This window comes from Pedobacter sp. UYP30 (genome assembly GCF_040547165.1).
GTDB lineage: Bacteria > Bacteroidota > Bacteroidia > Sphingobacteriales > Sphingobacteriaceae > Pedobacter.
The window spans coordinates 360,513-378,243 of record NZ_JBEPPD010000003.1 but is presented as its reverse complement, the minus strand read 5'-3'; the positions used below and the strand labels follow the sequence as shown (position 1 = coordinate 378,243).

Below are 17,731 nucleotides of genomic sequence, written 5' to 3'. Positions count from 1 at the left end.
AATGTAACATTTATACCCAAAACGATCGTGATTGTTTACCCTTTTTCAGCAAAAATTACATGACCTAGTAATCTTATTTTCGCTTATCCTTAAAAAGAATACCAAAGCCAATTGTGCCAACCAACATAATGGGCAATAACTGTATTGCGTACATAACGGTGGCATAGGCCAAACCGTCTGTAAAGGCTATTCCATACAACATCAAACATTTCGCCATCATCCAATGAAATACCCCAATTCCTCCCTGAACTGGTACAGCCATGGCTAGTCCAGAAAAAACCATCGCGGTAAAGGCTGTGTTTAATCCAAGACCCGAAGTGCTTTGTAGAGAGAAGAACGCGGCGAAAATAGAAAACAGATAAAGCAACCAAATGCCTATGCTGTAACTTAAAAACAAGGGCTTGCGTTTTAATTTTTGGTAAGAGGTAAGTCCTTGTTTTAAGGCGCTATACACACGCAATAACCTCCGGTTGAAACGGCCTTTCACAAAATAGAAAAGAAGTACGAGGAAAGCTACCATCAATAAGATGATTCCAACTATCCACCAAATATGCTTAGTTGCAAATTGCTCTAAAAAACCTTGGTATACATTTGCGGTTAGGAACTCATCAACCAAATTAAATTGAAAAAAAACCACACCTACTGTTGCTAGAAAAAACACAAGAACGTCGAAAAGTCTTTCGGTTATTACGGTTCCGATGCTGGCAAATAACGGAATGTTGGCCTGTCTTTCTAAGGCTTTACACCTAATCAGCTCCCCAAATCTTGGCAGTGCCAGATTTGAAAGATAGCCTATATACAGGGCAAATAGCGCATTTAAAAAGCCAACTTTATATCCGATAGAATGGTATAGCATTTGCCACCTCAAGGCTCTAATCACATTTGCAACAAGGGAAAATACCACAGCGACTGTTACCCAAAATAAGTTGGCAACTTTTATTTCTAGCCAAATGCTTTCTAAATTTTGTCCCCTAAAAGCAAAGTATAAAATTGCTATTCCTATTAAAAACAGGAGAGTAATTTTTAACGCCGACTTTAAGGCAGTGCTCACTACATTAGGTTAAGAGACGGTTATTATCGTCTGGGAAAACTAGGGCTGGCTGAAAGTTTCTCGCCTCCTCAATGGGCATCGAACAATACGAAATAATAATTAAGATGTCTCCAACCTGCACAAGCCTAGCCGCCGCACCGTTTAAACAAATAGTACCACTGCCACGCTCACCTTTTATTACATAGGTCTCTAGCCGTGCGCCGTTGTTGTTGTTTACAATCTGCACTTTCTCATTTGCAATTATGTTGGCCGCATCCATCAAGTCTTCGTCAATGGTTATACTGCCCACATAATTAAGTTCTGCTTGAGTAACCTTTACCCTGTGTATTTTAGATTTTAATATCGAGATTGTCATACCACAAAGTTACCATTTAAAAGTAGAACTCGAAAGGCCGACTAGGTAGTTCGCCTACATAAACCACATCGGTTACATGTTATTATCTCAAACGTACATCTGTTAATTTTTTCCCGTTAAAATTATGTTATCTATCAAACGTGTGGCGCCCACTTTAGCGGCAACCAGTGCAACCAAATCGCCTTCTGTTTTCGACTCTGCTGGCATAAGCGTAGTTATGTTCGAAATGGTAAAATAATCTAATTCCACTCCAACTTGATGTTTAAAAAAATCTTTGGCCTGTTCGATCAGTGCACCAATAGAATCCTCGCTAAAACGCTCTGCCACAAACAGCAAGGCTTCACTTAGCACAAGCGCGTGCTTCCTGTCTTCTGTAGAAAGGTGCATGTTTCGACTGCTCATTGCCAAACCATCGGTTTCTCTAATAATGGGACAAGTGACAATTTCTATGGGCATAGTAAACAGCTCGACCATATTCTTTATCATCAAAACCTGCTGAAAATCTTTCTGCCCAAATAGCGCTACATCTGGCATTACACAATCAAAAAGCTTTTTTACAATTTGCGTTACCCCCTGAAAATGACCTTTTCTAAATTGTCCCTCTAACACAAACTCTGCTGGCCCCAAATCTACGTGCCATGCTTCTGGTTTAGGGTACATCTCTTGTACGCTAGGCATAAAAACAGCTTCGCATCCGCTTGCGCTCAACATGTCTAAATCGTGTTCTAAAGGCCGAGGGTATTTCTCTAAATCTTTTGTATCTGTAAATTGAGTGGGATTTACAAAAATGCTACAAATAACCACATCTGCGAACTGTTTAGCCTGATCTACTAGCGAAATATGGCCCGCGTGCAGCGCGCCCATGGTAGGCACAAGCGCAATTTTATTTCCTTTATATTTTAGTTGCGATACAAAATTATTGAGCGCAGCTTTTGTGTGAATTACTTCCAATTTTAGAATTTTGGTTTTTGCGCTAAAGGTGTGCATTTATCTAAAGTAAACCAAACAATTGATTGTCTTATTGATAAATAACATTATTTTAGTTACCTTTGCAACACAATATCTTTTTAATTTAATTAAAATTTTTCTGATTTATATGGAGATGGCTAAAACCAAGCTGCTGATCGTTACCCACGAAATGTCGCCGTTCCTTGAACTTACAAAAATTGCTGAAATTACCCGCCAATTGCCACAAGCAATGCAAGAAAAGGGTTTCGAAATCCGCATTTTGATGCCGAAATTTGGCAACATCAACGAGCGGAGAAACAGGCTTCACGAAGTGATTAGGCTTTCGGGAATGAACATCGTAATTGATGATACCGATAACCCGCTTATTATTAAAGTGGCTTCAATCCCAGCGGCTAGGATGCAGGTTTACTTTTTAGATAATGAGGAATATTTCCATCGCAAGCATGTGTTTAATGATGCAAAGGGAAAATTTTTCGAAGACAATGACGAACGCAGTATATTTTTCTGTATAGGCGCATTAGAAACTGTTAAAAAATTGGGATGGGCACCAGACATTGTGCATTGCCACGGTTGGATGAGCGCCTTGATACCTGTATACATCAAAACAAATTATAAGAACGACCCTACCTTTAAAAATTCTAAAGTAGTATATTCTGTTTACGATAAAAGCTTTGAGGGCAACCTCAACCCAACTTTTTCAAAAAAGGCTTTGATGGCAAATATGGTAGCTAAAGACACTAAGGCCTTCGAAAAAGGCGATTCTGAAAGCTTACAGATTGGCGCAATTACCCATGCTGATGCGGTAGTTTTAGCATCGGAAAATACAGACGATGCGGTGTTAAAATTTGTTAAAGATTCTAACAAACCAATTTTAGCTTATAACTTGACCGACGATTTTGAAAACTTCTACAACTTTTACGAAGAAATTTCAAATGATGAATTGGTTTCTGTTGCTTAAAAGGCATTATTAATTTGAATATGAACTTTATAAAACAAGACTTATTAACCCTGTTGATAGGTCTTTTTCTTTTTGCAGGCTGTAAAAGCACCAACAATATTGGCTTAGATGTAGACGCAAATACAGCCATTAAGGGAGATTTGGTAGATAACCAACTGGTTACATCTGCCACGGTACGAAGCGCGGACATTAGCACTGCTGGATTAAGTAGGTATCCACTTGGCTACATGGATGATTCCGTTTTTGGAAAAACCGAAGCGAGCTTGGCTCTAACGGTCAACCCTCCTGCCGTTAATTATGACTTTGGCCTTTCTGCACAATTAGACTCTGTGGTGTTGGTGTTAAAATTGGACAGTATTGAGGTTGGAGGTAGCGCAATAGAGCCAACCAAGTTTTATGGAGATACTACAAACTCCACCTATAGTATCGATGTGCACCAACTTAGCAATGCAATAACAATTTTTAAAAGTAATGCACCTCAACCATATAACGATGAGGTTTTAGGAAACTTTACTGGTAAAATAAAACCAACTACGCCAATTAAAATCACCAATATTGTGGCTGGCAAAGCAGACACACTCAAATCTGTTTCGCCGCAGCTGCGTATAAAACTCAGCAAGGAATTTTTCCAAACTAATGTTGTGGAAGCTTCTACTTTTATTACCACTTCTAATGCAGCTTTTGTAACCGCTTTTAAGGGCTTATCAGTTTCGATAAACAAGACGTCTTCTACGGGTGTGGGCGGAATTGCTTTTGTAAATTTAAATGGTACTAATTCGTATTTGCAATTGGTTTATAAAAGGACAAACGATAAGGCAACTAAAGATACCTTGTCTGTCAACTATCCAATTATTGGCACGTCGAGTACCACCACGATCGCGCATGATTACACTGGCACCGATATTCAAACCCAATTAGACAACCCGGCAACTCAGTATGATGTTACCTATGCGCAAGGACTTGTAGGTGTTAAAACCAGAATTTCTTTCCCAATGTTAAAAAACTTTACGGCAACTTATGGAAAAGCTGCGATAAACAAAGCTGAGTTGGTAGTTCCAGCTAGTACAGGAACTACCGCCTACCCATTTGGCCCTCTTGCGCGGTTATCTTTATACCGATCTGACATCGCTGGCCAACCTGCACAATTACCTGATCATTCTGGGATTCAAGGTGACCCAAAAGACTTAAGTACAGCTTTTGGCGGATATTATGATTCCTTAAAAAACCGTTATGTATTTGTAGTTACGAATTACGTGCAGGCATTGGTAGATGGGAAATTGACCGATTACGGCGCCTTTTTAGCTCCTTCTGCGTTAAACGAGTTTCAATTAATCCCTACGGCTACTGCTGCGGGCAGAACAGTAATCGGTTCGAATGGTAACGCTGCCAATAAATTAAAATTAAATATTTATTATACTAAGATTAACTAAGCCTGTTCTTGATTTAGTTTCTCTACTTTTATCAAAATTAAAACTCAATAAAAATTTATGTGCGGAATTGTAGGTTACATTGGTGACCGTGAAGCTTGGCCGATTGTTCTAAAGGGCTTAAAAAGATTAGAATATCGTGGATATGACAGTGCTGGTATTGCTGTTTTAAACGATCAGGGCTTAAGGGTTTACAAAAAAGCTGGGAAAGTTGCGGTTTTAGAGAATTTTGCCAAAGAGCTAAATACCTCGGGCACCATCGGCATGGGGCATACTAGATGGGCAACACACGGTGCGCCATCAGATAGAAACTCCCATCCCCACCCTTCAAATGATGGAAGCCTTTGCATCATCCACAATGGGATTATAGAAAACTATGCAACGCTGAAACAAGAACTTATTGGCCGTGGCCATGAGTTTATGAGCGATACCGATACCGAAGTGTTAATTCACTTAGTTGAAGAAATTAGAAATATAGAACAAACTGATTTACTAGAAGCGGTAAGACTTGCTCTTAACCAAGTAGTTGGAGCCTATGCCATCGTCATCATGGATAAAAATGACGCTACCCAGTTAATAGCAGCAAGAAAGGGAAGCCCTTTGGTTATTGGTGTTGGTAAGGGAGAATATTTTATCGCGTCTGATGCTACGCCAATTATCGAATACACAAAAAACGTAATCTACTTAAACGACAACGAAATAGCTTTGGTTACCAAGAACGATTTGTTGGTAAAAAGATTGGATAACGTTATTGAAACTCCGCTAATCCATCAATTGGAAATGCAACTAGAGGTTTTGGAAAAAGGCGGATTTGATCATTTTATGCTTAAAGAGATTTATGAGCAGCCACGCTCAATTAGAGATTGTATGCGTGGCCGTATCTATCCGCAGGAAGGTAAGGTATTGCTTGGTGGACTTAAAGAGTATGACGGAAAGTTAAAAAACATCGATAGGATCATTATCATTGCGTGTGGCACCTCTTGGCATGCCGGCTTAGTTGGAGAATACCTCATAGAAGAATATGCAAGGATTCCTGTCGAAGTAGAATATGCCTCAGAATTTAGATACCGCAATCCAATTATTACAGAGAAAGACATTGTTATAGCCATTTCTCAATCTGGAGAAACCGCAGATACTATGGCGGCCATAGAGATGGCAAAAGAACGAGGCGCCACTATTTTTGGCGTTTGTAATGTGGCTGGTGCTTCTATTCCAAGATTATCTGACGCGGGGGTTTATACCCATGCTGGCCCAGAGATTGGGGTAGCTTCTACCAAAGCATTTACAGCTCAGGTAACTGTACTAACACTTATGGCTTTTTACATGGCCCAACAGCGCGGTACGCTAAGCACAACTAAGCTTACCCAGTTGTTAACCGAGTTGGATACTATCCCTGAAAAAATAGAAAGATGTTTGGCCTCAAACGACATTATAAAACAAGTTGCTGAGAAAATAAAAGACTCTCCCAACTGTTTGTTCTTAGGTCGTGGAAGTGGTTTCCCTGTTGCACTAGAAGGTGCTCTAAAACTCAAAGAAATCTCGTATATCCATGCAGAAGGCTACCCGGCGGCAGAAATGAAGCACGGTCCAATTGCATTAATAGATGAAGAGATGCCTGTGGTATTTATTGCAACCCAAAACTCATCTTACGAAAAGGTAATAAGCAACATTCAAGAAGTAAAAGCTAGAAAAGGAATAATTATTGCCATTGTAACAGAAGGCGATGAAGTGGTGAGAGATCTTGCCGATTACTGCATAGAAATTCCAGACGCAAACGAAGCCTTTTTACCGTTGTTGGCTACTATTCCATTGCAACTACTTAGCTACCATATTGCAGTAATGCGTGGTTGCAATGTAGATCAGCCAAGAAATTTGGCTAAATCTGTAACGGTAGAATAAAGTTTGCTATAACGTTAGAATAAAGAGTGCTATAAAAAAGGGAATGGGTTAAAAAGGGAGGTCGTCTTCCATTTGCTCGTTCCCTTTTGTAAATTGATCATCTATCTTTTCTGGGGTGGGATCCGTGTGCGATATATTTTCGCTGGTTTCAAAATCTGTTTTTCTTCCCAGCATCGTAAAATTATCCGCTACTATTTCTGTGATGTATTTTTTTACTTTCTCCTTGTCTTCGAAATGGCGAGTACGGAGTTTTCCTTCTATATAAACAAGCTTTCCTTTCTTAAGATATTTTGAGGCGATATCTGCAAGTCCACGCCACATAACAATGTTGTGCCATTCTGTTTGCTCTATCCGCTTATTGTCTTTGTTATAGGTTTCTGAAGTGGCCAATGGAAAAGTTGCCACACTAACGCCACTGTCTAAATGCCTTACTTCTGGATCTTTACCTAAATGACCAACTAAGATAACTTTGTTTATACCCGACATACGTTTCGTTTAAGTTTTAATCCAAATTACAAAAAAATTGCCCAATTAAGGCTATTTACAAAAACTTCTCAATAAAATTGTTGATCAATTTTGGTTGGGGCAACTCATCTAATTCTTGTAAGGAAACCCATTTACAGTTGTCGAATTTAGACAGCTCAATGAAAAAATCATCTACCAAAAAGAACTTTGCGGTAATTAATTGATGGGTTAAAATATGCCGCAAACTTGTTTTAAGACTTAATGAACTATCCACACCGAAAACCGCTACCGCTGCGTCCATCAAATCAGGCTGCAAACCATCATAAGCATCCTTCGTTTCGATGCATGGAAAATCAAACAAATGTTGCCAAATATCTCCCGCTAGCCGATGCCGAACCAAAATTTGATTGTTTTTTATACAAATGAAATAGTTAAAGTAGCGGCTTTTCTTAGCCGCCTTGGGCAACTTTACAGGCAACTTACCCACGGAATCAGTTTTTAACGCCACGCAATCCACATTGAGCGGGCAAATACTACAACCTGGTTTTTTAGCTTTGCATTGAAGGGCGCCAAACTCCATAATGGCTTGGTTGTACAAACCTGGATCCGGCATAAACAACAACTCTGCCGCTAACACATTAAATTCCTTAATTCCTTTCGGGGCGTTAATGGGCGATTGTATGCCAAAATATCTGGCAAGCACCCTAAATACGTTTCCATCTACCACGGCTTGCTTTGCCCCAGCAGAAAAAGACGAAATAGCGGCCGCAGAATAAGGGCCAATGCCGCGTAATTTTAGTAGCTCCTGATAACTTGTGGGGAAAACACCGTTATAATCTCCTATCACCTGCTTGGCGGTTGCATGCATATTTCTGGCCCTAGAATAATAGCCCAACCCTTGCCAAAGTTTCAAAATTGACGCTTCATCTGCTTTCGCAAAATCGGTTACGGTCGGGAAAGCATCTAAAAACTTTAAAAAGTACGGAGTTCCTTGGTCTACACGAGTTTGTTGCAGAATAATTTCAGACAGCCAGATAATATATGGGTTATTTGTATGGCGCCAGGGCAAGTCTCTTTTATGGGTTTTATACCACGATAAGAGGGTGTGTTGAAAATCCATCGATGCAAACATACTACGTTTTAATTCAAATTTTAAGATTGTTACAATTGTTTGATGTTAAGGCTGCGAAAAAAAACATCTTTTATTTCCCTATCTCATTAAAAAGCAATACTTTTGCAACCCCAAAACAGTTATAAAAAGATACATAAAAAAACACATAAATATTTAAAGTATGACTAAGGCAGATATTATTTCAGAGATATCAACAAAAACCGGAATAGAAAAGGTTGATGTACAAGAGACGGTTGAAGCGTTTTTTAAAGTAATAAAAAACAGCATGATCGGTGGCGAAAACGTATACGTAAGAGGCTTTGGTAGTTTCGTTGTAAAGAAAAGGGCACAAAAAACCGCCAGAAATATTTCCAAAAACACTGCTATCATTATCCCAGAGCATTACGTACCAAGCTTTAAGCCTGCAAAAGTTTTTGTAGACAAAGTAAAAAGCAACACCAAAACACTTAAAGTAGAAGCTTAAAAACAAACAGCGTGAACAGTAGCATTACAATCAAACAGGTTATTATTGTCGGAGCAATTCTATTGCTCATTGCCTTTCTGTTTACGCGCGACATTAAGGGGCTTGTTAAACCCGCAGAACATAATGGTAATGCCGGCGCTGCAAGTGGCCAAATGGCTCAAAACCCAGCGGCCACAAGCGGGCTGACACTGGCAAACGCCTCTGAAGCCGGGAAAAGCGCTATTAGTAAGGGTTTGGGCAAAGACATTATCATCCTAGAGAAAAAATACCAATCTGCTAGTGGTAACGAGAAAGTAGATTTAGCTAAAAAACTCGCCCAGAAATGGGACGATGTAGAACAGATTACGCCATCTGCCATGTATTTGGAGGTTGTGGCAGAAAATGAGCCTACCGCTGTGAATTGGGTGAAAACCGGAGATGCTTTTATGAAAGCGTATGACCGTACACAAGACAGTTTGGCGCAGCCTTCCCTGCTAACAAAAGCAAACATGTCTTTCAAAAATGCGTTGGCGAAAGATTCTACTAACTTAGACGCAAAAACAGGCCTAGGATCTACTATTGTAAATGGTCTGGGCATGCCTATGCAGGGTATTGCTATGTTGTTAGACGTTGTTAACAAACAACCTAATAACATTAAAGCCAACATGAATTTAGGCTTGTTCTCTATAAAATCTGGACAATTTGATAAAGCAATTCCACGTTTTAAGACAGTTATTGCTACTTCGCCAACACCAGAAGCTTACTTTTATTTAGCTACTGCTTACGAAAATTTAGACAGGAACAAGGAAGCAATAGCTGCCTACCTTGAGAGTAAAAAATTAGCGGCTGACCCATCTTTAGCTAGCTTTATAGATAAAAAGGTTACCGAGTTAAAAAACAAGAGTTAATTAAACATTGATAAAAACATTTAAAAATTAAGACTATGCCAAGCGGAAAGAAAAGAAAGAGACATAAAATGGCCACTCACAAACGTAAAAAACGTTTAAGAAAAAACAGACATAAGAAAAAGTAGTTTTCTTATTTTACGATATAGCCCTAAACCTCTCGGCTTCTGCCTTGAGGTTTATTTCTGTTTGCAATATATTGCACATATTTTCGGCTACGTCAATTTTTATTGTCCATTTTCTCATAGGCGAAAGCCTACAAATTTATAGCTGTTGGTAAAAGAATTAATTATAAATTCGACTCCTGCCGGAGTAACCATAGCCTTAATTGAAGATAAGCAACTTGTTGAGCTACATAAAGAACAACTTAATACTAACTACGCCGTAGGCGACATTTATTTAGGCAGGATAAAAAAAATTATGCCTGGCCTAAATGCCGCGTTCGTTGATGTTGGTTATGAAAAGGATGCCTTTTTGCATTATTTCGATCTTGGCCCACAAGTAAAGTCTTTAATTAAGTTAACTAAAATAAAGCGCAATGGTTCGCCCTCCGGCAATTTATTAGAAGATTTAAAGCTAGAGCCCGACATTAATAAGGCCGGCAAAATCTCTGATATATTAAGTAAAAATATGCTTCTGCCTGTTCAGATAGCCAAAGAGCCAATTTCTACAAAAGGCCCTAGGCTAAGTTCAGACCTATCTCTTGCAGGCAGATATGTTGTGTTGGTACCTTTTGCCAATACCATTTCTGTATCTAAAAAAATTAAGAGCAATACAGAGCGAAATCGCTTAAAGAAAATCATAGAAAGCATCAAACCAGAGAAATTTGGCGTGATCATTAGAACTGTTTCAGAAGGTAGAGGCGTTGCAGAACTACAGAAAGACCTGTTGGACCTGGTAGCCAAATGGGAAGACTTTGTTAAAAAAATCAATAAAACCGAACCATCAAAAAGAGTTTGGGGCGAAATGGATAGATCTTCTACCTTAATTAGAGATATCTTAAACCCAGAGTTTACCAATGTATATCTAAGCTCACCCACGCTTTATGATGACATTAAAACATATATCCAGAATATTTCTCCAGAAATGGAGAAGATTGTAAAACTTTACAAACAAAAAGAACCAATATTCGATCACTTCGGTATCGAAAAGCAGATAAAAAATAGTTTTGGAAAAACTGTAAACTTACCGGGCGGCGCATATTTAGTGGTAGAACATACCGAAGCTCTGCACGTGGTAGATGTAAACAGTGGTAATCGTACGGCTAGCAAAGAGAATCAAGAAGAAAATGCACTTCAGGTAAATAAAGAAGCGGCAAAAGAAATTGCAAGACAGTTGCGCTTGCGCGATATGGGCGGTATAGTAGTCATCGATTTTATCGACATGCACAAGCCTGCAAACCGCAAAATGCTTTTCGATTATTTAAGAGAATTAATGCTTTTAGATCGTGCAAAACATACCATTCTACCTCCAAGCAAATTTGGTTTAGTGCAAATAACTCGTCAAAGAGTTAGACCAGAAATGAATATTGTTACAGTAGAAAAATGTCCTACTTGTGATGGTACGGGCGAAATTAAGGCAAGTATTATATTGATGGACGATATAGAAAACAACCTCAATTACATCCTTAACGAGCAAAACGAAAAAGGCATAACGCTTTGTGTACATCCGTATATAGAAGCATTTATAAAAAAAGGACTAATTAATCTACAGATGCGCTGGTTTATGAAATATAGCCAATGGATCAAGGTAAAATCAAAGTCTTCGTACCATTTAACAGAGTTCCATTTTATTTCTGCCAAAGACGAAGAGATAAAGCTGTAGGTACTAGGCATTAGGTGTGAGGTTGAAAACTAGACGTATATCTCACATCTAATGTCTAAAACTGTAATTTGGCGATTCAAAATACTCAACAACCCAAACTCCTAACACATAACCTTTAACTTTCAATTCCCTTCCCTTGGCTAAATCCAAAGTTGCTTATTTCTGTCAGAGTTGTGGATATGAATCTGCAAAGTGGTTGGGTAAATGCCCATCTTGTAACCAATGGAACACCTTTGTAGAAGAAGTGATAGAAAAGGCAAGTGCATCCATTCCTACTTGGAAAAGTGATCTTGGTACACGCGTGCTCAACAAGCCAAGCAAGGTAAGCGAAATCGAAAATTCTATAGAAAAACGGGCCTCTACAGGCGATAAGGAATTGGATCGTGTACTTGGTGGCGGCCTGGTAGAAGGTTCTATTGTGCTTATAGGCGGCGAGCCGGGCATAGGAAAATCTACCCTTATGCTGCAGTTCGCGCTAAATTTAAAAGGCAGAAAAATCTTGTACATTTCTGGAGAAGAAAGTCAGCAACAAATTAAAATGCGCGCAGAGCGGATAAACGACGCCTCCAATAGCAATTGCTATATCTTAACAGAAACTGCTACACAGAATATTTTTAAGCAAATTGAGTTATTAGAGCCGGAGGTATTGGTTATAGATTCTATCCAAACCCTCCATTCCTCTCATATCGATTCTACCCCTGGCAGCGTGTCTCAGGTTAGAGAATGCACCGCAGAGTTGCTACGTTTTGCAAAAGAAACAGGCACGCCCGTTTTTTTAATTGGGCACATTACCAAAGATGGCGCAATTGCGGGCCCAAAAATTTTGGAACACATGGTAGATACCGTGTTGCAATTTGAAGGGGATAGACACCATGTGTACAGAATATTGCGTTCGATAAAAAACAGGTTTGGTGCTGCCGCAGAATTAGGCATCTACGAAATGCATGGCGGTGGCTTGAGAGAAGTCTCCAATCCCTCAGAAATTTTGCTTTCGCAGCGCGATGAAGAGCTGAGTGGCATAGCTGTTTCGGCGATGTTAGAAGGCGCCAGACCAATGCTGATAGAAACGCAAGCACTAGTTAGCCCGGCCGCTTATGGAACGCCGCAACGATCTGCAACTGGTTTTGATACCAGGCGCATGAACATGCTTTTGGCAGTGCTCGAAAAACGATGTGGTTTTAAGCTGAGCGCACAAGACGTATTTTTAAATATTGCCGGCGGTATTAGAGTGGAAGACCCAGCAACAGATTTAGCGGTTTTGGTTGCCATTATTTCATCTCACCAAGATATTGCAGTATCGTCTAAAACTTGCTTCGCCGCAGAAGTTGGACTTTCTGGCGAAATTAGGGCTGTAAACAGAATAGAACAGCGAATTGCCGAGGCAGATAAGCTCGGTTTTGAAACAATCTATATCTCAAAATATAACCTTAAAGGTATTGTTAGAGAAAAGTTTAACCTAGAAATAAAGGCGGTAAGTAAAATTGAAGAGGTTTTTGGACTGGTATTCGGATAGCGCTTAGTAACCTGTAACCACAAATTAATAGTCGCTCTGCGATAGAGAAAAGCATTAGGGAAACATGAAAAGGTTATTTTAAACCTTAGCTTTTGTTTGCTTACAATAGCGGTTTTACCCAAAAAAAATAGGTTGAAAACACCTTTGGAAATTACAATACCAAAAACTGAACTGACTTTTTGAAGCAAGCGAAGCGACAATAACAACCAGAGACAAACCTTTACTCTTTTACTTCTTCGTAATCTACAAAGTCGCCTAATTTATCGGCATTGCCTTGTTTGTTCTTTGGCGGCATATAATCTATAGAAATAGAGCCCTCTGGCTGTCTTTTCTTCTGTCGGGGTTCGTTTGGACGCTGATTCATTTTACTTGCCATGTTGCCAAAAAGCATTGGCAAAATTAGCCTAATAAGCACCCTTATGAGCCAGAAAACTAAAATGGTTATAAAAATGAATCTTAACAATTGCATTGTTTTTGGTGTTGTTACAAATATAGACGATGAATCACCTGTTATGTTACTTTTGTACAGATTAATTGCAAAGCAATTACAAAGCTATTTAACGCTAAAATACAGAAAATTGTTTGCGTTATCAAGAGGAAAAGCTTAGACCAAAAACCATTTCTCTTATTCTGCTACAATTTCTGCAACCCGTCCAACTTGTCCGTCCGCCAACCTAACCTTAATTCCTCTCGAGTGAAAAGCCGACGAAGTGAGCAGATTTTGCACGATGCCGTAAGTGATGTTGCCGCTCCGTTGGTCTTTTTTTAAAATAATCCCCACCTCTAAACCTGGGTAAATGTCTTTGCGATTTTGTCCTTGCATATAATTTTAAGCTTTATATCTTTTCTCTATTCTTTTTCCGGCTATTTTTTAATTCATTCTTCCGTTGCGATTAATTTACTATTCCGCGACCACTCGCTCCAAGAACCTATATAAAGTTTTGGGATTTTTAGTCCGGCGTACGCAACTGCCAATAACGTATGGCAAGCTGTAACGCCTGAGCCGCAATGAACTATTATATTTTGAGAATGTTTTTCTGCAAAAATGATTTGATATTTCTGTCTCAGTTCTTGCGGCGATAAAAAAAGTTGACCATCATTTAAATTTGTAGAGAAAGGAATGTTTATAGCGCCGGGAATATGGCCGGCAATAAGATCAATCGGTTCTATTTTTCCTTTGAACCGTTCGCTATCTCTAACATCGATAATGAGGTGTTTTTCATCTCTTGCTATATTTTCTACTTCCTCTATGCCCGCCAGAGGAAGCATCCATTTACTTGCCTTGTAACTCGGAACTTTCTCTGCTACCTCTAACGTATCACTTAAAGGAAAACCTATTTTTTCGGCCTGAGTAAATCCGCCATCTGAAACCTGCACTTTTTTATGACCTATAGATTTTAACATCCACCAAAATCGTGCTGCCGCGTTGGATCCGTTTTGCTCGTCATACACCACTACATTACTTTCCTCAGAAATTCCAAGGGACGCTAGTGTATTTGTAAAACTTTTAAGTGTTGGTAAGGGATGCCTGCCGCCATTCGCAACGTCTGATTTTACATCTGCCAATTGAGTGTTAAGATCAACAAATAATGCTCCTTTTAAATGTTTTGCTTGATAATTTTCTCGAGCATTTTTGGCATTGGTAGCATCGATTAGCACAATTTTTTCTTTGTGATAAATTTCTACCAAATCTACTGCTTGAATAACTGGGGATAAAATTTTACTCATGTATATAATTTGCGCTTTCTTTAAAGTTTAACAAAGGAGCTCAATTCTTTTACTGCGCAATCCTTTGCATCCTCGCTAGCGCTAACGATTGGAATGACATCCTTTTTGGTTTTTTTGCCAAAAAGATAAAATGGAAAGCGTGTAAAAGCGCCCAAATTATTCCTATATTTTTATTAGTTGAACTTCTCTGCAAACATTTTTTCTAAGGCAAACATTTCGTCACGCAGTTTTGCTGCGGCCAAAAAGTCCATTTCTTTTGCAGCTTTTTGCATATCTTTTTTGGTATTTTCTATAGCACGTTGCATGTCTCCTTTGCCCATATATTGCACAATGGGGTCTGCCGCCAGGCTCACCTCCGCATTTTCTACATAAGCCCTCGCTCTGTTATCACTCGCTTTTTGAGAAAAATCTAACACCGAGGTTTGTTCCAAAATTGCTTCGCGAGATTTACCAACCGTAGTTGGTGTGATGCCGTGTTCTAAGTTGTATGCAATCTGAATATCGCGCCTTCTATTTGTCTCGCTGATGGTTTTCTCCATGCTGTCAGTAATTTTATCGGCGTACATAATTACGTGGCCTTTATCGTTACGTGCAGCGCGGCCTATGGTTTGAATAAGCGACTTCTCTGAACGCAAAAACCCTTCTTTATCCGCATCTAGGATTGCGACTAGGGTAACTTCTGGTAAATCCAAACCTTCGCGCAATAGGTTAATTCCAACCAATACATCAAATTCGCCAAGTCGCAGACCGCGCAAAATCTCTACACGCTCTAAAGTTTTTATTTCTGAGTGAATGTACCTGGTTTTTATGTTCAACCGATCTAAATATTTTGTCAATTCCTCGGCCATACGCTTGGTTAGCGTGGTCACCAAAATTCTGCCGCCATCTTTAATGGTTATATCTATTTCGTCTAGCAAATCGTCTACTTGGTTAATTGCTGGTCTAATTTCTATAACAGGATCTAACAAACCTGTTGGGCGAATTACTTGTTCTATCACTACGCCTTCAGATTTTTCTAGCTCGTAATCTGCCGGAGTTGCGCTTACGTAAATGGTTTGCGGTGCAAGTGCTTCGAACTCGTTAAAGTTTAAAGGTCTATTATCTAGGGCAGCCGGCAAACGGAAGCCATACTCTACCAACGATAATTTTCTAGATCTATCGCCACCGTACATGGCCCTAATTTGTGGCACGGTTACATGACTTTCGTCGATGACCATTAAATAATCATCTGGAAAATAATCTAGCAAACAAAAAGGACGCATACCCGGAGATCTTCCGTCGAAAAAGCGAGAGTAATTTTCGATACCCGAGCAATAGCCCAGTTCTTTCATCATTTCAATATCGAAATTGGTACGCTCTTCTAAGCGTTGTGCTTCTAATAAGTGCCTATCGGCGATAAGCTGATTTTTTCTAACCTCCAACTCTTCTTGGATGCCCCAAATGGATTGAGTGAATCGATCTTTCGGGGTAACAAATAAATTGGCCGGATAAATGGCCATGTCTTCTAATTTTTCGATGGTTTTACCCGAAACTGGATCAATGGCTGAAAGTTCTTCGATGTCATCGCCGAAAAAAGAAATGCGATAAGCATGATCTAAATACGCCGGAAAAATATCTACCGTATCGCCTTTTACCCTAAACGTACCGCGCTTAAACTCACTGGTTGTTCTGGCGTATAAAATCTCTACCAAACTATGCAGAAATGCATTTCGAGAAATCCTTAGTCCAACGGCAAAGCGAAACACCATTTTAGAAAAATCTTCGGGATTTCCCATACCATAAATGCAAGAAATGGAAGAAACCACTATAACGTCTCTTCTTCCGCTCATGAGCGAAGACGTGGTGCGCAGCCGAAGTTTTTCTATTTCTTCGTTGATGGCCAAATCTTTTTCTATATAGGTGTTGCTGGAAGGAATAAAAGCCTCTGGCTGATAATAATCATAATACGACACAAAATAATTGACCGCATTCTCTGGAAAAAACTGCTTAAATTCCCCGTATAATTGAGCCGCCAGAGTTTTGTTATGACTTAAAATCAAGGTTGGCTTTTGCGTTTGCTCAATAACGTTTGCTATGGTAAATGTTTTACCAGAACCGGTAACGCCAAGCAAAGTTTGGTAATTTTCGTTGGCGTTTACACCATCAACCAGTTGCTTTATGGCAGAAGGTTGATCTCCGGTAGGTTGATATGCTGATGTGATTTTGAATTTCATAGACTAACAACAAATATACAATTTAAGCGAAAAAAACTAAACAGTAAAAAGTCAGGAAAGTTGGCGAATTTTGTGCACTGCTATAAATTTGTTGCCCGAATTTTAGTTTGACTTCCTGTTATATGCACAGAAATCTCTTAATAATTATTAAGTTTAAGTTTTAAAGCTAAAAACTTTATTCCTCTCTCTACAGAAACTATAGCTATGATCTTCGACCTCAGCAAAACCAAATCTATTGCCAATACTTTTATTGCAGAGCTACGCGATACAGAAGTGCAAAAAGATGCGATGCGTTTTAGAACAAATTTAGAGCGATTGGGTACTTTCTTCGCATTTGAAATTAGCAAGCACTTGGATTATGAAAACACGGAAATACTTACGCCCCTAGGAACATCGACCATACCGATGTTAAAAAAGCAACCTGTTATTGCCACCGTTTTAAGGGCTGGTATTCCGCTACAACAAGGCATTTTAAACGTATTCGACAAAGCCTCTTGCTGTTTTATTGGCGCTTACCGCAAGGTAAAGAAAGACAACAGTTTTGTTATAAAATTGGATTATGTGTCTTCGCCAGATTTGACAGACAAAGTGGTAATTATGGCCGACCCCATGCTGGCGACTGGCAAAAGCATGGTTTTGTGTTGTAAAGAATTGATAAACCAACATAAAATTGCCGATTTACATATTGTGGCCGCGATAGCAAGCGCCCAAGGTGTTGCGTATATGCAGGCAAACCTGCCAAAAGCAAAACTTTGGCTCGGCGCAATAGACGAAGAAATGACAAGCAAAGCTTATATTGTATCTGGTTTGGGCGATGCCGGCGATTTGGCTTACGGAACAAAGGTTTAAA

General features: G+C 39.4%; 17 protein-coding genes. 8 read left to right on the top strand and 9 right to left on the bottom strand.

The annotated features are described in order from the left end of the window. Positions 1-73: 73 nt before the first annotated feature. The 3 genes from ABIB40_RS06010 to panC all read right to left on the bottom strand — a co-directional run bounded on the left by ABIB40_RS06010 (position 74) and on the right by panC (position 2,357). Positions 74-1,051: a lysylphosphatidylglycerol synthase transmembrane domain-containing protein gene (locus tag ABIB40_RS06010; RefSeq protein WP_354357006.1), complete on the bottom strand. Its 978-nt coding sequence runs from the start codon at positions 1,049-1,051 to the stop codon at positions 74-76. Between the two features lie 4 nt (positions 1,052-1,055). Beyond that, the gene (gene panD / locus ABIB40_RS06005; protein ID WP_354357004.1) at positions 1,056-1,406 is read right to left on the bottom strand and encodes an aspartate 1-decarboxylase; all 351 of its coding nucleotides are present in this window, start codon (positions 1,404-1,406) and stop codon (positions 1,056-1,058) included. Between the two features lie 102 nt (positions 1,407-1,508). Next, positions 1,509-2,357, bottom strand: coding sequence for a pantoate--beta-alanine ligase (gene panC, locus ABIB40_RS06000; RefSeq protein ID WP_354357003.1), 849 nt, complete (start codon positions 2,355-2,357; stop codon positions 1,509-1,511). A gap of 151 nt (positions 2,358-2,508) precedes the next feature. Between panC and ABIB40_RS05995 the strand changes: the two genes are divergently transcribed. Genes ABIB40_RS05995 through glmS form a run of 3 tightly spaced genes read left to right on the top strand, consistent with a single transcriptional unit; the run spans position 2,509 to position 6,659 of the window. Further along, positions 2,509-3,333, top strand: coding sequence for a glycogen/starch synthase (locus tag ABIB40_RS05995; RefSeq protein WP_354357001.1), 825 nt, complete (start codon positions 2,509-2,511; stop codon positions 3,331-3,333). Positions 3,334-3,353: 20 nt separating this feature from the next. After that, the gene (locus ABIB40_RS05990; protein ID WP_354356999.1) at positions 3,354-4,763 is read left to right on the top strand and encodes a DUF4270 domain-containing protein; all 1,410 of its coding nucleotides are present in this window, start codon (positions 3,354-3,356) and stop codon (positions 4,761-4,763) included. A 57-nt stretch (positions 4,764-4,820) separates the two neighbouring features. Then, positions 4,821-6,659 carry a glutamine--fructose-6-phosphate transaminase (isomerizing) gene (gene glmS / locus ABIB40_RS05985; protein WP_354356997.1) on the top strand — a complete coding sequence of 613 codons (1,839 nt, stop codon included), beginning with the start codon at positions 4,821-4,823 and terminating at the stop codon, positions 6,657-6,659. Positions 6,660-6,707: 48 nt separating this feature from the next. Here the strand turns inward: glmS and ABIB40_RS05980 are convergent, their stop codons facing one another. Both ABIB40_RS05980 and mutY read right to left on the bottom strand, forming a co-directional pair. Beyond that, the gene (locus ABIB40_RS05980; protein WP_354356995.1) at positions 6,708-7,145 is read right to left on the bottom strand and encodes a single-stranded DNA-binding protein; all 438 of its coding nucleotides are present in this window, start codon (positions 7,143-7,145) and stop codon (positions 6,708-6,710) included. Positions 7,146-7,200: 55 nt separating this feature from the next. Further along, positions 7,201-8,244 carry an A/G-specific adenine glycosylase gene (gene mutY / locus ABIB40_RS05975; protein ID WP_354356993.1) on the bottom strand — a complete coding sequence of 348 codons (1,044 nt, stop codon included), beginning with the start codon at positions 8,242-8,244 and terminating at the stop codon, positions 7,201-7,203. Positions 8,245-8,416: 172 nt separating this feature from the next. Here mutY and ABIB40_RS05970 point away from each other — a divergent pair, with 172 nt between their 5' ends. From ABIB40_RS05970 to radA, 4 genes are all read left to right on the top strand, one after another. Next, the gene (locus ABIB40_RS05970) at positions 8,417-8,719 is read left to right on the top strand and encodes an HU family DNA-binding protein (RefSeq protein ID WP_354356991.1); all 303 of its coding nucleotides are present in this window, start codon (positions 8,417-8,419) and stop codon (positions 8,717-8,719) included. A gap of 11 nt (positions 8,720-8,730) precedes the next feature. Next, on the top strand, positions 8,731-9,606 hold the full coding sequence (locus ABIB40_RS05965) for a tetratricopeptide repeat protein (RefSeq protein ID WP_354356989.1): 876 nt from the start codon (positions 8,731-8,733) through the stop codon (positions 9,604-9,606). Between the two features lie 270 nt (positions 9,607-9,876). Beyond that, positions 9,877-11,427 (top strand): Rne/Rng family ribonuclease, encoded by a 1,551-nt coding sequence (locus ABIB40_RS05955; protein ID WP_354356987.1) that lies wholly within the window; start codon positions 9,877-9,879, stop codon positions 11,425-11,427. Between the two features lie 136 nt (positions 11,428-11,563). Further along, on the top strand, positions 11,564-12,940 hold the full coding sequence (gene radA, locus ABIB40_RS05950; protein WP_354356985.1) for a DNA repair protein RadA: 1,377 nt from the start codon (positions 11,564-11,566) through the stop codon (positions 12,938-12,940). A 220-nt stretch (positions 12,941-13,160) separates the two neighbouring features. Here the strand turns inward: radA and ABIB40_RS05945 are convergent, their stop codons facing one another. The 4 genes from ABIB40_RS05945 to uvrB form a co-directional block, all read right to left on the bottom strand. Continuing rightward, complete coding sequence (locus ABIB40_RS05945) at positions 13,161-13,409, bottom strand: DUF4834 domain-containing protein (RefSeq protein WP_354356983.1); 249 nt, start codon at positions 13,407-13,409, stop codon at positions 13,161-13,163. Between the two features lie 156 nt (positions 13,410-13,565). Continuing rightward, positions 13,566-13,763, bottom strand: coding sequence for a YwbE family protein (locus ABIB40_RS05940; RefSeq protein WP_354356981.1), 198 nt, complete (start codon positions 13,761-13,763; stop codon positions 13,566-13,568). Positions 13,764-13,816: 53 nt separating this feature from the next. Next, the gene (locus tag ABIB40_RS05935; protein ID WP_354356979.1) at positions 13,817-14,668 is read right to left on the bottom strand and encodes a sulfurtransferase; all 852 of its coding nucleotides are present in this window, start codon (positions 14,666-14,668) and stop codon (positions 13,817-13,819) included. Between the two features lie 173 nt (positions 14,669-14,841). Then, a complete protein-coding gene (gene uvrB / locus ABIB40_RS05930) occupies positions 14,842-16,881 on the bottom strand; it encodes an excinuclease ABC subunit UvrB (RefSeq protein WP_354356977.1) in 2,040 nt (679 codons plus the stop codon). 204 nt (positions 16,882-17,085) lie between these two features. On the opposite strand from uvrB, the gene upp reads away from it, so the two are divergent. Further along, positions 17,086-17,730, top strand: a complete 645-nt coding sequence (upp, locus tag ABIB40_RS05925) for a uracil phosphoribosyltransferase (RefSeq protein WP_354356975.1) — start codon at positions 17,086-17,088, stop codon at positions 17,728-17,730. The last annotated feature ends 1 nt before the right edge of the window (position 17,731 follow it).

Bases quoted from the DNA above. Each gene is read 5' to 3' on its own strand.
- ABIB40_RS05980 (WP_354356995.1), bottom strand. From the start codon at position 7,145: ATGTCGGGTATAAACAAAGTTATCTTAGTTGGTCATTTAGGTAAAGAT.
- uvrB (WP_354356977.1), bottom strand. From the start codon at position 16,881: ATGAAATTCAAAATCACATCAGCATATCAACCTACCGGAGATCAACCT.
- glmS (WP_354356997.1), top strand. From the start codon at position 4,821: ATGTGCGGAATTGTAGGTTACATTGGTGACCGTGAAGCTTGGCCGATT.
- upp (WP_354356975.1), top strand. From the start codon at position 17,086: ATGATCTTCGACCTCAGCAAAACCAAATCTATTGCCAATACTTTTATT.
- ABIB40_RS05970 (WP_354356991.1), top strand. From the start codon at position 8,417: ATGACTAAGGCAGATATTATTTCAGAGATATCAACAAAAACCGGAATA.
- ABIB40_RS05945 (WP_354356983.1), bottom strand. From the start codon at position 13,409: ATGCAATTGTTAAGATTCATTTTTATAACCATTTTAGTTTTCTGGCTC.
- ABIB40_RS05990 (WP_354356999.1), top strand. From the start codon at position 3,354: ATGAACTTTATAAAACAAGACTTATTAACCCTGTTGATAGGTCTTTTT.
- mutY (WP_354356993.1), bottom strand. From the start codon at position 8,244: ATGGATTTTCAACACACCCTCTTATCGTGGTATAAAACCCATAAAAGA.
- ABIB40_RS05995 (WP_354357001.1), top strand. From the start codon at position 2,509: ATGGCTAAAACCAAGCTGCTGATCGTTACCCACGAAATGTCGCCGTTC.
- ABIB40_RS05940 (WP_354356981.1), bottom strand. From the start codon at position 13,763: ATGCAAGGACAAAATCGCAAAGACATTTACCCAGGTTTAGAGGTGGGG.
- ABIB40_RS05935 (WP_354356979.1), bottom strand. From the start codon at position 14,668: ATGAGTAAAATTTTATCCCCAGTTATTCAAGCAGTAGATTTGGTAGAA.
- panD (WP_354357004.1), bottom strand. From the start codon at position 1,406: ATGACAATCTCGATATTAAAATCTAAAATACACAGGGTAAAGGTTACT.